At 65.8% G+C, this 14154-nt stretch carries 12 protein-coding genes; 7 read left to right on the forward strand and 5 right to left on the reverse strand.

Annotated features, from left to right (window positions below):
- Window positions 1-87 precede the first annotated feature (87 nt).
- Window positions 88-492, reverse strand: coding sequence for a DUF305 domain-containing protein (locus tag OCK02_RS04100; RefSeq protein WP_263812158.1), 405 nt, complete (start codon window positions 490-492; stop codon window positions 88-90).
- A gap of 62 nt (window positions 493-554) precedes the next feature.
- Window positions 555-977 carry a hypothetical protein gene (locus OCK02_RS04105; protein WP_263812159.1) on the reverse strand — a complete coding sequence of 141 codons (423 nt, stop codon included), beginning with the start codon at window positions 975-977 and terminating at the stop codon, window positions 555-557.
- Between the two features lie 176 nt (window positions 978-1153).
- On the opposite strand from OCK02_RS04105, the gene hisS reads away from it, so the two are divergent.
- From hisS to OCK02_RS04135, 6 genes are all read left to right on the forward strand, one after another.
- Window positions 1154-2665: a histidine--tRNA ligase gene (hisS, locus tag OCK02_RS04110; protein ID WP_263812225.1), complete on the forward strand. Its 1512-nt coding sequence runs from the start codon at window positions 1154-1156 to the stop codon at window positions 2663-2665.
- A 190-nt stretch (window positions 2666-2855) separates the two neighbouring features.
- A complete protein-coding gene (locus OCK02_RS04115; RefSeq protein ID WP_263812160.1) occupies window positions 2856-4019 on the forward strand; it encodes an ATP phosphoribosyltransferase regulatory subunit in 1164 nt (387 codons plus the stop codon).
- A complete protein-coding gene (gene hisG, locus OCK02_RS04120) occupies window positions 4016-4711 on the forward strand; it encodes an ATP phosphoribosyltransferase (RefSeq protein ID WP_263812161.1) in 696 nt (231 codons plus the stop codon). The genes OCK02_RS04115 and hisG overlap by 4 nt, the downstream gene beginning before the upstream one ends.
- Window positions 4712-5014: 303 nt before the next feature.
- On the forward strand, window positions 5015-5734 hold the full coding sequence (locus tag OCK02_RS04125; protein ID WP_263812162.1) for a glutathione S-transferase C-terminal domain-containing protein: 720 nt from the start codon (window positions 5015-5017) through the stop codon (window positions 5732-5734).
- Window positions 5735-5830: 96 nt separating this feature from the next.
- Window positions 5831-7048 (forward strand): NAD(P)/FAD-dependent oxidoreductase, encoded by a 1218-nt coding sequence (locus OCK02_RS04130; protein ID WP_263812163.1) that lies wholly within the window; start codon window positions 5831-5833, stop codon window positions 7046-7048.
- Window positions 7049-7238: 190 nt separating this feature from the next.
- Window positions 7239-10019 (forward strand): EAL domain-containing protein, encoded by a 2781-nt coding sequence (locus OCK02_RS04135; RefSeq protein WP_263812164.1) that lies wholly within the window; start codon window positions 7239-7241, stop codon window positions 10017-10019.
- A 51-nt stretch (window positions 10020-10070) separates the two neighbouring features.
- Here the strand turns inward: OCK02_RS04135 and OCK02_RS04140 are convergent, their stop codons facing one another.
- The 3 genes from OCK02_RS04140 to groES form a co-directional block, all read right to left on the reverse strand.
- On the reverse strand, window positions 10071-10517 hold the full coding sequence (locus OCK02_RS04140) for a hypothetical protein (protein ID WP_412178766.1): 447 nt from the start codon (window positions 10515-10517) through the stop codon (window positions 10071-10073).
- A 444-nt stretch (window positions 10518-10961) separates the two neighbouring features.
- Window positions 10962-12602, reverse strand: coding sequence for a chaperonin GroEL (groL, locus tag OCK02_RS04145; protein ID WP_230802839.1), 1641 nt, complete (start codon window positions 12600-12602; stop codon window positions 10962-10964).
- Window positions 12603-12661: 59 nt separating this feature from the next.
- Window positions 12662-12958 carry a co-chaperone GroES gene (gene groES / locus OCK02_RS04150; protein ID WP_007530391.1) on the reverse strand — a complete coding sequence of 99 codons (297 nt, stop codon included), beginning with the start codon at window positions 12956-12958 and terminating at the stop codon, window positions 12662-12664.
- A 342-nt stretch (window positions 12959-13300) separates the two neighbouring features.
- Here groES and OCK02_RS04155 point away from each other — a divergent pair, with 342 nt between their 5' ends.
- A complete protein-coding gene (locus tag OCK02_RS04155) occupies window positions 13301-14149 on the forward strand; it encodes a TIGR01459 family HAD-type hydrolase (RefSeq protein WP_263812166.1) in 849 nt (282 codons plus the stop codon).
- Window positions 14150-14154 lie beyond the last annotated feature (5 nt).

Genomic DNA, 14154 nt, shown 5'->3' on the forward strand with positions numbered 1-14154 from the left:
GCCAGGTCGCAGGCAGACAACGTCTGGCCGCTGGCGAACAGGCCCGGCACCTGACGGGCCGGGCCCTTCCGCGTCAAGCCGTTCCGGCTACTTCGCGTTCTTGTCCAGCCACGCCTTCATCATCGCGATCTCGCCCTCCTGGGCGCGGATGATCTCTTCGGCGAGCTTGCGCAGTTCCGGATCCCGACCGTGTTCCAGCTCGACCCGGGCCATGTCGATCGCGCCCTGGTGGTGGGCGATCATGCCCCGGACGAAATCGACGTCGGCATTGCCGCTATAGGCGATGTCCATGCCCGCATGCATGCGGGCATTGGCCTCGGCGAAGGCCTTGCTGGCCGGCCCCTGGTCGCCCTTCGGCGAAGCCGGGTCCATCTGGCCTGACGCATGGTCCATGGTCCCCATGTCGCCATGGCCGGAGTGATCCTGCGACAGTGCTGCCGGCGCGAAAAGAAGCGCAAGCGCAATGCCCGGCGCGATGGTTTTTCTCAACATGTCTTGTCCTTCCGAATGGACTTTCGGTTCGCGGAGCGGTGGCTCCGCGTCGTGACGAAAATTCAGCGGCGGACGGGACGGGGCGGCGGCACCGGCGGCAGGACCTCGCCGCCGTGGAAGATGGCGACCGGCAGCGCCGTGGCGCCCGCCTCGGCGCCGGTCACCGGCAGGGCCACGCCCCCGGCGACGACGGCGAAGCAGGCCGAACACAGGAGCGGATGCAGGGCGCCGTGCTTCTGCCCGTCGCGGTGCTCCCCGTGAGCGGGGTGGGAGGCCTGGCCCGCGTCGGCGCGCAGGTCGTCCCCATGGTCGCCATCCCCGTGGACGCTGCCAATATGCTGTGCGATGCCGGGGACTTGGGAGCCTTGGGTGTCATGGGCGCCGTGTGCTGCGGCCATCCCGGCCTGCTGCGTCGCCGCCAGCGCCGGCGTCCAGCCGGACACCATCGCGGCAAGCATGGCAAGGATGAGGAACAGGCGTTTCATGGCCTGAACCTAGGATGTCGGCGCGCCGTTGAAAAGGGCACGCCCGCCGCTTGCGGGCGGAAACCTCTCAGGCCGCCTTGCCGATTGCGCCCGCTGCCACCGCCGCCCTTGCCGTAACCGGCCTGATCCGCTAGGGAAGCGGCCCTATGGCCATGTCAGAAAATCCGGGCGTCCCGATGAGCGAAAAGCAGAAGAAACCGCAGAAACTGAAGGCGCGCCTGCCGCGCGGCTTCGTCGACCGCTCCGCCGCCGACATCCGTGCCGTCGACGAGATGACGGGCAAGATCCGCGAGGTCTACGAGCGCTACGGTTTCGACCCGGTCGAAACCCCGCTGTTCGAATATACCGACGCGCTCGGCAAGTTCCTGCCAGACAGCGACCGCCCGAACGAGGGCGTCTTCTCGCTGACGGATGACGACGACCAGTGGATGAGCCTGCGCTACGACCTGACCGCGCCGCTCGCCCGCCACGTGGCGGAAAATTTCAACGAGATCCAGCTTCCCTACCGCACCTACCGCGCCGGCTATGTCTTCCGCAACGAGAAGCCCGGCCCCGGCCGCTTCCGCCAGTTCATGCAGTTCGACGCCGACACGGTGGGCGCCGCCGGCGTGCAGGCGGATGCCGAGATGTGCATGATGATGGCCGACACGATGGAAGCGCTCGGCATCAAGCGCGGCGACTACGTGATCCGGGTGAACAACCGCAAGGTCCTCGACGGCGTCATGGAGGCGATCGGCCTCGGCGGCGAGGAGAACGCCGGCCGGCGGTTGAGCGTGCTGCGCGCCATCGACAAGCTCGACAAGTTCGGCCCCGAAGGGGTTCGCCTCCTGCTCGGCGAAGGCCGCAAGGACGAGAGCGGCGACTTCACCAAGGGGGCGGGGCTGCCTCCTGAGAACATCGACATCGTTTTGAACTGGGTCAAGAGTACCGAACACACTGATCTCTTGTCCGTTGGTGCTACGTTTCTTGATAACGATACCGCCAAGGCGGGCTATGATGAGCTTGATACGATGCATAAGCTCTTCGAGGCAGCCGGCTACGAGAGCGACCGCATCAAGATCGACCCCTCCGTCGTCCGCGGCCTCGAATACTACACCGGCCCCGTCTTCGAGGCCGAGTTGCAGTTCGCCGTCATCAACGAGAAGGGTGAGAAGGTCGTGTTCGGCTCGGTCGGCGGCGGCGGCCGCTATGACGGGCTCGTCTCGCGCTTCATGGGCCAGCCGGTGCCGGCCACCGGCTTCTCCATCGGCGTCTCACGCCTGATGACGGCCTTGAAGAACCTCGGCAAGCTCGGCCAGGACGAGGTCGTGGCTCCCGTGCTCGTCACCGTCATGGACGGCGACGCCGACAGCATGGGCCGCTACCAGCGCTTCACCCAGGCCCTCAGGGCCGCCGGCATCCGCGCCGAGATGTACCAGGGCAACTGGAAGAAGTTCGGCAACCAGCTGAAATATGCCGACCGCCGCAACTGCCCGATCGCCATCATCCAGGGCGGTGACGAGCGCGCGCTCGGCGTCGTGCAGATCAAGGACCTGGTCGAGGGCAAGCGCCTTGCCGGCGAGATCGAGGACAACGTCACCTGGCGCGAGGCCCGCGTGGCGCAGGTCGTCGTCTCGGAAGAGGACATGGTCCAGCGCGTCCGCGAGATCCTCGCCCACCAGGCCGACGACCGGAGGCGGGCAGGCTGATAAAAATGGCTGTTTCTCCGCTGCAGCACCCCCCTCTGTCCTGCCGGACATCTCCCCCTCAAGGGGGGAGATCGGCAAGGCGCGGGACCACGATGCCAATTCAACGGCCTGCGATGGGCGAAACGGTGCCCCGGCCAATCTCCCCCCTTGAGGGGGAGATGTCCGACAGGACAGAGGGGGGTAAAGTCCGATGCCGCTGATCAACCTGCCGGCCTTCGCCCCCGAGCTTCTCGCAGACTTCGCAAGCCTCGGCACCGATCGTGTCGATACGCCGGTGATCCAGCCGGCGGAGCCCTTCCTCGACATGGCCGGCGAGGACCTGCGGCGGCGCATCTTCATGACCGAGAGCGAAACCGGCGAGAGCCTGTGCCTGCGCCCGGAATTCACCATTCCCGTCTGCCTGCGCCATATCGAGAGCGCGACGGGCACGCCGCGCCGCTATGCCTATCTCGGCGAGGTGTTCCGCCAGCGGCGCGAGGGCGGCAGCGAGTTCTACCAGGCCGGCATCGAGGATCTCGGCGAGGGCGACGTCGCCGGCGCCGATGCCCGCGCGGTCCATGACGCGCTGAAGGTGCTCGCAAACCGGCTGCCCGGCCGCACGCTGAAGGTGGTGCTCGGCGACCAGTCGGTGTTCGAGGCGGTGGTCGCCGCCTGCGGCCTGCCCGCCGGCTGGCAGAAGCGTCTGATCCACGCCTTCGGTAACCAGGATCGCCTGCGCGGCCTGCTGGCCGAACTCTCCGAACCGGCCGCCAAGGGCGTGTTCGGCGCGGAGGTCGAGCGGCTGGCGATCCTCGGCATCCTCGACGACGAGGCGCGGCTCGAAAGCCACATCGACGGGACGATGCAGGCGACCGGCTATTCCACCAATGCCAGCCGCAGTCCGGCCGAGATCGCCCGCCGGCTGCGCGAGAAGATGGAGCTCGCAAGCACCCGCCTCGATGCGCGCACGCTTGCGACGCTGCGCGCCTTCCTGTCGGTCGAGCTTGCGCTCGCCGATGCACCGGCCGCCCTCCACGATTTCGCCCGCAGCCACGGACTCGCCATCGACGACGCGCTGTCGCGCTTCGATGCCCGCACCCGCGCGCTCGCCGCAGCCGGCGTCGACACGGCGGCAATCACCTATCGCAGCGCCTTCGGCCGCCCGCTCGACTACTACACCGGTCTCGTCTTCGAGATCGCCGCCGGCGACGATCCGGCGGTACTCGCCGGCGGCGGGCGGTTCGACCGGCTGATGACGCTGCTCGGCGCGAAGACGCGCATCCCCGCCGTCGGCTTCTCGCTCTGGCTCGACCGCATCGAGCAGGCGATCGCACGGCCGACAGTTCCGGCGACCACACAGGGAGCGCGCGCATGACGGTCACCATCGCGCTTCCCTCCAAGGGCCGCATGAAGGAGGACGCCTCGGAGATCTTCCGGCGCGCCGGCTATACCATCGCCTCCGTTGGCAACGACCGCTCCTATCGCGGCCGCGTCGAGGGCCGCGACGATATCGAGATCGCCTTTCTCTCGGCCTCCGAGATCTCGCGCGAGATCGGCAACGGCACCGTCGACTTCGGCGTCACCGGTGAGGACCTGGTGCGCGAGGGGCTGGCCCAGGCCGACGAGCGCGTCGAGTTCTGCGCCCGCCTCGGTTTCGGTCACGCCGACGTCGTCGTCGCCGTGCCGGAGATCTGGCTGGACGTCGAGACCATGGCCGACCTCGGCGACGTCGCCGCCGATTTCCGCGCCCGCCACGGCCGCCGGCTGACGATCGCCACCAAGTACTGGCGGCTGACGCAGCAGTTCTTCTCCGGCAATCACGGCATCCAGCTTTACCGCATCGTCGAGAGCCTCGGCGCCACCGAGGGCGCACCCGCCTCCGGCTCCGCCGACATCATCGTCGACATCACCTCCACCGGCTCGACGCTGCACGCCAACCACCTCAAGATCCTCTCCGACGGGGTGATCCTGAAGTCCGAGGCCTGCCTCGTCCGCGCCCGCAAGGCCGGCCACGACGCCGACCCGGTGGTCGGCGAGATCATCGCAGCGGTCCGCGGCGCGCTCTGAGGTGTGGGGGTAGCCGGAAGACGGCCGTCAGCCCAAACACCCGTCACGCCGGACTAGATCCGGCGTCCAGCCCGCGCAAGTCCTTGCGCGGAAAAGTGCTTTCCCCGCGCCGCCGACGCGGCGCTGCTGGACACCGGCTCGGAGGCAGGTGTGATGGCGGAGATGGGCGCTGACCGATCCGATCGACTGAAAGGTGACGAACGGCTCGATGGTGGAGACCTGGCAACGCCGTCCTTCCCCCCCCTTTCCCCGCACAATCCTTCACCCTATCTATGCTGCACCGCAAAGCACGAGGAGCAGTCCGTGACCGATCTTTCCGCCTTTCCGATCACCAAGAAGTGGCCCGCCAGAAACCCCGATATCATCCAGCTCTATTCCCTGCCGACACCGAACGGCGTGAAGGTGTCGATCGCGCTCGAGGAGCTGGGTCTTGCCTACGAGCCGCACCGGATCGAGTTCGGACCCAACGACCAAAAGACGCCGGAATTCGTCTCGCTGAACCCGAATGGCCGCATCCCGGCGATCATCGATCCCAACGGCCCGGACGGCAAGCCGATCGGCCTGTTCGAATCCGGCGCGATCCTCTGGTATCTCGCCGAGAAGACCGGAAAGCTGATCCCCGCCGATCCGGCGAAGAAGTACGAGACGCTCTGCTGGGTGATGTTCCAGATGGGCGGGGTCGGGCCGATGCTCGGCCAGTTCGGCCATTTCTACAAGTTCGCCGCCGAGAAGGTCGCCAACAATTCCTATCCGATGGAGCGCTACCGCGACGAGGCCAGGCGCCTGCTCGGCGTCATGGAAGCGCAGCTGAAGGACCGGCAGTGGATCGTCGGCGACACCTATACGGTAGCCGACATCGCGCTGTTTCCCTGGGTGCGCGGCGCCGACGTCTTCTATGGCGGCCGCGACGTCATCGGCTATGGCGATTTCCCCGCCGTGATGGAGTGGCTCGATCGCTGTATGGCCCGGCCGGCCTCGCAGAGGGGGATCGACATACCCGTCAAGGCGACGGCCGAGGCGTGACGCAAAGGCGCGAGCGGGCGGCGCGTTGACACGTTGACGCCGCCCGCTCCGGCGCGCTACCTCTTGGCGCAAAAGAATGAGGGTAGGAACATCGTCGTGACGGGAAGATTGGTAGTCGTCGGCGGCGGCCAGGCTGCGTTTGCACTGGTCGCCAGGCTCCGGGCGCTGAAGGACATGCGGCCGATCACCATCGTCAGCGCCGAGGCCAGCCCGCCCTACCAGCGTCCGCCGCTGTCGAAGAAGTACTTGCTCGGCGAGGCCGACCTCGGCCGGCTGCATTTCCGTCCCGAAACCTGGTACCCGGAAAACGACGTCGATCTCAGGCTGTCGACCGAGGTCACCGCGATCGACCGGGAAAGGAAGACCGTCACGCTCGGTGACGGCGCCGAACTCGCCTATGCCTATCTCGCGCTCGCCACGGGTGCGACGCCCCGGCGCCTGCCGGCGGAGATCGGCGGTGCGCTGAAGGGCGTCTACACCGTCCGCGACTATCTCGACGCCGACCGGATCGGGCTCGAGATGAGCGAGGGTCGGCGCGCGCTGATCGTCGGCGGCGGCTATATCGGGCTGGAAGCTGCGGCCGTCGCCCGCGGCCGGGGGCTTGACGTCACCGTCATCGAGATGGCCGACCGTATCCTCCAGCGCGTGGCCTCGCCCGCGACCGCGACCATCCTCAAGGCCATCCACATCGCCCGCGGCGTCGACGTCCGCGAAAAGACCGGCCTCGTCCGGCTGATCGGCGAGGACGGCCGGGTCACCGGCGCCGAGCTCTCCGACGGCTTCGTGCTCCCTGCCGATATCGTCATCGTCGGCATCGGCGTTTCCGCCAACGACCGGCTCGCCCGCGAGGCGGGTCTGGAGGTCGAAAACGGCATCGTCGTCGACGAACACGCCCGCACCTCCGATCCGGCGATCTTCGCCATGGGGGACTGCGCGGTGCTGCCTTTCGAGGAAAGCCGGGTGCGGCTGGAATCGGTGCAGAACGCCGTGGACCAGGCCGAGGCCGCCGCCGCCGTCATCGCCGGCGGAACCGATCCGTACCGGCCCAGGCCCTGGTTCTGGTCGGACCAGTACGACGTCAAGCTGCAGATCGCCGGCTTCTGCGCCGGCTATGACGACACGCTCGTCCGCCCCGGCCAGCGCGAGGGCAGCGTCTCGGTCTGGTATTTCCGCGCCGGCCGCCTGATCGCCGTCGACGCGGTCAATGACGCCAAGGCCTATGTCGTCGGCAAGAAGCTGCTGGAGCAAGGCCGCACGCCGGACCGGGCCGCGCTGGAGGACCCGGCGACGGACCTCAAGGCGCTCACGCTCTGAGGCTTTCGGCGGCCGGATCGCCGTGGCCGGCCGGCGCGACCGGTTCGACCCCAGCCCGCCGGCGATTCGCCTTTCGTTAAGTATTTTCTCATGAATGCAAGTGCTTGAACGGCGCGTTCGGGCGCTGATTCATCCATTTTTCAGCTTTGTCCGGCGGAGTGCACGCGAAAGTTGGACGACCGGAATTTCGATGTTGCGCATTCTCACCTGTATCACCGTGGAACATGATCTGCGGTTGGTTCTCCTCGCAGCCATAATCTGCCTGCTCTCCTGTTATGCCGCGGTCTCGCTGCTGCAGCGGGCGCGCTCCGCCACCGGACGGGCACGGGCGCTCTGGCTCGGAGCTGCCGGCGTCGCCAGCGGCTTCGGCATCTGGGCGACGCATTTCATCGCCATGCTCGCCTACGATCCCGGCGTCGTGATGGGCTATGGTACGCAACTGACGCTGGTCTCGCTCGCCGTCGCGATCGCCGTGACGGCGGCGGGCGCTGCGATCGCGACCTGCCTGCCGGGCATGGCCGCAATTGCCGGCGGCGGGCTTGTCGTGGCTGCCGGCATCGCCACCATGCACTATCTCGGCATGGCGGCGCTCGAACTGCCCGGCCGGATCGAGTGGGACCGGGCGCTCGTCGCATTTTCGCTGGCTGGCGGCGCCGGCTTCTGCAGCACCGCGTTCATCGTGCTGCACAGGCATCGCGGGGCAGGGGCGCGCATCGCCGCCGGCGTGCTGATGACGCTCGGCGTGGTGAGCCTCCATTTCGTCAGCATGGCTGCGGTGACGGTCGTCCCGGAACCGGTTCTGGCCGACGACACCATGACGCTTTCGCCCGAACTGATGGCGCCGCTGATCGCCACCGTCGCCTTCTCGCTGCTTTTTTGCGGCCTCACGGCGGCCTTCCTGGCCCGTCAGGCGGAGACGGCGATGAACGAGAGCACGCGCCTTTTCGCCGTTCTCGTGCAGGGCGTGTCCGACTACGCGATCTACATGCTGGATCCGGACGGTATCGTCGCCAACTGGAACGTCGGCGCCGAGCGCAACATGGGCTACGGGGCGGACGAGATCGTCGGCCGGCATTTCTCGCGCTTCTACAGCGAGGAAGATCAGGGCGCGGGCGTGCCGCAGCAATCGCTGCAGATCGCCTTCGAGCAGGGCAAGCACGAGGCCGAAGGCTGGCGCCATCGCAAGGACGGAACGCGCTTCTGGGCCCACGTCATCATCGATCCGATCTGCGATGCCGACGGGGCGCTGATCGGCTATGCCACCATCACCAAGGACGTGACCAAGGAAAAGGCAGACGCCGACCGCATCGCCGAGGTCAGCCGGAACCTCGATCTCGCGCTCGAGAACATGTCGCAGGGCCTGTTCCTGTTCGACCGCGACGAGCGGCTGGTGCTTTCCAACCGGCGCAGCGCCGAGATCCTCGGCTTCCCGGTCGGCCGGCCGGACGTCGGCACGACCTTCAAGGAACTGATCGAGCGGGCGATGGCAGACAGCCACTGGCTGCCCGAAATCTGGCAGCCGATGGCCGCCGAATTCTATGGGCGCCATCGTCAGCTCATCACGAGTGGTGGCGGATCGATGGTGGAAAAGCTCTCGACCGGCGCCTCGGTGCAGGTCCGCTACCGCACCCTGCCGGACGGCGGCTGGGTGGCCACCTACGAGGACATCTCCGAGCGGCTCAGAAACGAGGAACAGATCGCCTACATGGCGCGGCATGACAGCCTGACGGGCCTGCCGAACCGTGCGGATTTCACCGATACGCTCGCTGTCGCGATCGAGGATGCGCAGCATTCGTCCGGAAAGGTCGCGGCGATCGGCATCGACCTCGACAAGTTCAAGGAGGTCAACGACACGCGCGGCCATGCCGCCGGCGATCTCGTCCTGACGACGCTGGCGCAGCGCATGCAGGCCTGCCTCGAGCCGGGCGAGACGGTCGCGCGTTTCGGCGGCGACGAGTTCGCCGCCAGCAAGCAATACGACGATATGGCCGAGCTCGAGGCGTTCATCGAGAGGCTGGAGCGTTGCTTCCACGAGCCAATCGAGATCGACGGCCTCGAGATCAAGCCGGGCGCCAGCCTCGGCGTGGCCATCTATCCGCAGGACGCCGACAATCTCGAAGCTCTGCTCAACAATGCCGACCTCGCCATGTATCGCGCCAAGGACGAACTGGTCCAGACGGTCTGCTTCTACGAGGTCTCGATGGACGAGGCGGCCCGCAGCCGGCGCGTTCTCGCCAAGGATCTGTGGCTTGCCGCCGAACGCGACGAGTTCCGCCTGCACTATCAGGTCCAGAAGGCGGTGGAGACCGGTGCGGTGACCGGATACGAGGTGCTCTTGCGTTGGCTTCACCCCGAGCGCGGCATGGTCTCCCCGATGGAGTTCATCCCCGTCGCCGAGGAATGCGGGGCGATCCTGCCGATCGGCGAATGGGTGCTGCGGGAGGCCTGCCGGGAGGCGGCGAGCTGGGCGGAGCCACACAAGATCGCGGTCAATCTCTCGCCGGTCCAGCTGGCCAATGCCGACGTCGCCGATCTCGTCCTGCGGGTCCTGCTGGAAACCGGCCTTGCCCCGCACCGGCTGGAGCTGGAAATCACCGAAACGACGATCATCCGCGACAAGGACCGCGCGCTGCAGACGCTCGGCCTGATCCGCGCGCTCGGCGTGACCATCGCGATCGACGACTTCGGCGCCGGCTATTCGTCGCTCGAAACGCTGCGCTCGTTCCCCTTCGACAAGATCAAGCTCGACCGCAGCTTCATGGTCGAGGTGGAGGACAATCCGCAGGCAAAGGCGATCCTGCGCGCGATCGTCGCGCTGGGGCAGACGCTGGAGATACCGGTGCTGGCCGAAGGCGTCGAAACCCGGGAGCAGCTCGGCATCCTGCTGCACGAGGGCTGCGACCAGGCACAGGGCTACTACCTCGGCCGCCCCGCGCCGATGGCGTCTGCCGGCCGCGCAAAGGTGGCCTGAGCGCGGCCTCGTGATCCGTGCCGACGGCGGGACCGCGCGGCCGCCTCCGGTCTACTGCTGGGGGACGACCGTGCCGGGGGTGTCGAGCTGGAAGCGCGGGAAGATGAAGACGCCGATGATCGCGCCCGCATAGCGCTGCTCCAGCCCCATGGACTCGCCGACGCACATGACCGGCTGCCGCGGCGTGCCGCCGGCCTCGATCGTGGTCGAAAAGCAGAAGGAGGACGAGATCGTGGCCGCCTGCTCGAACAGTTCGAGCACGTGACTGCGGTCCTGCGCCGTGTAGCAGCGGACGAGATTGAGCAGGCCGCAATTGCGCTGCTCCAGCCCGTGCAGGCGGGCGGCCCTTTCCCCGAGTTGGAAGAGGCCGTTGGACAGGTCTCCGGTCCAGCGTTCGGTCAGGCAATATTGCGCCAGGTACTCGTTGTCGACCTGGTCGAAGCCGATCGAACTCGGAAGAAAAGGCATTGTGAAAGTGGATCTTGCAATCTTGAACAAAATGAACCCCAGCCGGCAGGTCCGACCTGCCCGCGCACCCCTTGGGAAGCGCACCGTCCCCCGATGAGCAGACCGGCAAAGATGCGGGCTTTGCCGGTACGCATATTGCAGTGATGTCGGCAGCTTCGGGGAATATGACTGGCCAGCAGCCAACTCGATCCCTCATCGCGCCGACAACCTGATATTGATCGTTATGCTGACTTCAAAGGGCCCGCGGACACACGGATAGCGCGAAATGCACATTTTGTGCCGTGCTTCCTGAACCCTGCTCCCGTTTAGAGTCCGTTAAGTTTTTGGGGTATCTACACTGCCTCGACTGCAACCGGCAATGGGTTGCATCCAAAAAACGGAATATATCAAGTAAATTCGAAGTTGCTAAGTAAGTAGATGAAAAAAGGGGCGACCCGAAGGCCGCCCCAATGGTTGTAGCCGGATGCGATCCGATTACATCATGCCGTCCATGCCCATGCCGCCCATGCCGCCAGGCATGCCGGCCGGAGCGTCCTTCTTCGGCAACTCGGCGATCATGGCTTCCGTCGTGATCAGCAGCGAGGCAACCGAAGCGGCGTTCTGCAGAGCGGTGCGGACGACCTTGACCGGATCGACGATGCCGAGCTGGATCAGGTCGCCGTATTCGCCGGTCTGGGCGTTGTAGCCGTAGTTGTCTTCGTTCTTGTCGAGGATCTTGCCCACGACGATCGAAGCTTCGTCACCGGCGTTGTCGGCGATCTGGCGAACCAGGGCCTGCAGAGCCTTGCGGACGATGTTGATGCCGGCTTCCTGGTCGTCGTTCTCACCCTTTGCGGTGATCTTCGTCGACGAACGGAGCAGGGCAACGCCGCCGCCCGGTACGATGCCTTCCTGAACGGCAGCGCGCGTCGCGTTGAGAGCGTCGTCGATGCGGTCCTTCTTTTCCTTCACTTCGACTTCCGTCGAGCCGCCGACGCGGATGACGGCAACGCCGCCAGCGAGCTTGGCAAGGCGTTCCTGCAGCTTCTCGCGGTCGTAGTCGGAGGTGGTCTCTTCGATCTGGGCCTTGATCTGCGCGACGCGGCCTTCGATTTCAGCCTTCTGGCCGGCACCGTCGACGATCGTCGTGTTTTCCTTGGAGATCGAAACCTTCTTCGAACGGCCGAGCATGTCGAGCGTTACGTTTTCGAGCTTGATGCCGAGGTCTTCGGAGATGACCGTGCCGCCCGTGAGGATGGCGATGTCTTCCAGCATGGCCTTGCGGCGGTCGCCGAAGCCCGGAGCCTTGACGGCAGCGATCTTGAGGCCGCCACGCAGCTTGTTGACGACGAGCGTTGCGAGAGCTTCGCCTTCGACGTCTTCAGCGATGATGACGAGCGGCTTGCCGGTCTGGACGACGGCTTCGAGAACCGGGAGCATGGCCTGCAGGTTCGAGAGCTTCTTCTCGTGGAGGAGAATGAAGGCGTCTTCGAGGTCGGCGATCATCTTTTCCGGGTTGGTCACGAAGTAGGGCGACAGGTAGCCGCGGTCGAACTGCATGCCTTCGACGACTTCGAGTTCGGTCTCGGCGGTCTTGGCTTCTTCAACCGTGATGACGCCTTCGTTGCCGACCTTCTGCATGGCTTCGGCAATGTCGAGGCCGATCTGCTTTTCGCCGTTGGCGGAGATCGTGCCGACCTGTGCGACTTCTTCCGAGGTGTTGATCTTCTTGGCCTTGGCCTGGAGATCCTTGACGACTTCGGCAACGGCGAGATCGATGCCGCGCTTCAGGTCCATCGGGTTCATGCCGGCTGCAACGGCCTTGCCGCCTTCGCGAACGATGGCCTGGGCGAGAACGGTTGCAGTCGTGGTGCCGTCGCCGGCGATGTCGTTGGTCTTCGAAGCGACTTCGCGGACCATCTGGGCGCCCATGTTCTCGAACTTGTCTTCCAGTTCGATTTCCTTGGCGACGGAAACGCCGTCCTTGGTGATGCGCGGAGCGCCGAAGGACTTGTCGATGATGACGTTGCGACCCTTCGGGCCGAGCGTGACCTTGACGGCGTCAGCGAGAACATCGACGCCGCGCAGCATCTTTTCGCGCGCGGTGCGGCCGAACTTGATTTCTTTAGCTGCCATTTTGAGAACTCCTGAAAAGAGGTGTCAGCGATATTTCAGTGAAGGCAAGCGGCTGGAAATCAGCCGATGATGCCCATGATGTCGGCTTCCTTCATGATCAGAAGGTCTTCGCCGTTGATCTTGACTTCGGTGCCGGACCACTTGCCGAACAGGACGCGGTCGCCGGCCTTGACGTCGAGTGCGACGACCTTGCCGGATTCGTCACGGGCGCCGGAGCCGACGGCGACGATTTCGCCTTCCTGCGGCTTTTCCTTTGCGGTATCGGGAATGATGATGCCGCCCTTGGTCTTTTCTTCGGATTCAACGCGACGGACGACGACGCGGTCGTGAAGCGGACGGAAATTGGTGGTTGCCATTGTCTAATCCCTCGATCAAATGACATTCTCGGATCGGAAACGATCCGGCGGATTGGTGTTAGCACTCACTCCTGTCGAGTGCTAGCGAAGCCGAGATAGGCTTGGCCCCGGACGGAGTCAAGGACGGGCTTCCAGAAAATATTTGCCGGCCACGGTCGGCGCGCGGCGGTTTCGTTCCGTTTTGCCCGATGCGGCGTGCATGGATTGCTCGCAAGCCTGCCGCGGGCGCTCCCTGCAAGGCGCGCGGATCGCGTCCGCCTGCCTGCTATTTTGCCATTTGGGCCTTGTTTTCTTGGCCGGGCTTTGCGATGTCACCGGGGCCCTCAGCATCGGATAAACAGCATGGCCAAGCGCATTCAGTCCTTCAGCGAGATCACCGAACACTACGACGTGGTGCTTTGCGACGTCTGGGGCGTCCTGCACAACGGCGTGGAAGCGTTCCGGGAAGCCTCGCGGGCGCTGGCGAGCGCGCGCCAGGCTGGACTTACGGTGGTGCTGATCACCAATTCGCCGCGCCCCTTTCCGGGCGTGAAGGTGCAGATCCGCGACCTCGGCGTGCTCGACGAGGCCTATGACCGCATCGTCACCTCCGGCGACGTGACGCGGGCGCTGATCGCCTCCGGCCCGGACAGGATCTACTTCATCGGCGCGGAAAAAGACCTGGCCCTGCTCGACGGGCTGGGCGTCGAGGCCGTTTCCGCAAACGAGGCCGGCATCGTCGTCTGCGCCGGCTTGCGAAACGACGAGAGCGAGATGGCGGAGGATTACCGTGGCGAACTGGAAGTGCTGAGCCGTCGCCACCTGCCGTTCATCTGCGCCAATCCGGACCTCGTCGTCGAGCGCGGCCACCGCCTGATCCCCTGCGCCGGCGCGCTCGCCAAGCTCTATGACGATCTCGGCGGCAGCACCCTGATTGCCGGAAAGCCGCACCGGCCGATCTACGAGAAGTCGCTGGAGGAAGCCCGCGACGTCCGCGGCCCGTTCGATCTTTCCCGCGTGATCGCGATCGGCGACGGCATGCCGACCGACGTCCGCGGCGCACAGGCCTACGGACTGGACGTGCTCTACGTCTCCGGCGGCATCCATGCGCAGGAATATGTCGTCGACGGGCAGACCGACGAGGCAGCGCTCCAGGCCTTTCTGGAGCGGGAGAAGGCGTCTGCGAAATGGTGGATGCCCAGGCTGCAGTGACAGGA

This window comes from Rhizobium sp. TRM96647, from assembly GCF_025780115.1.
Classification (GTDB): Bacteria; Pseudomonadota; Alphaproteobacteria; order Rhizobiales; family Rhizobiaceae; genus Mycoplana.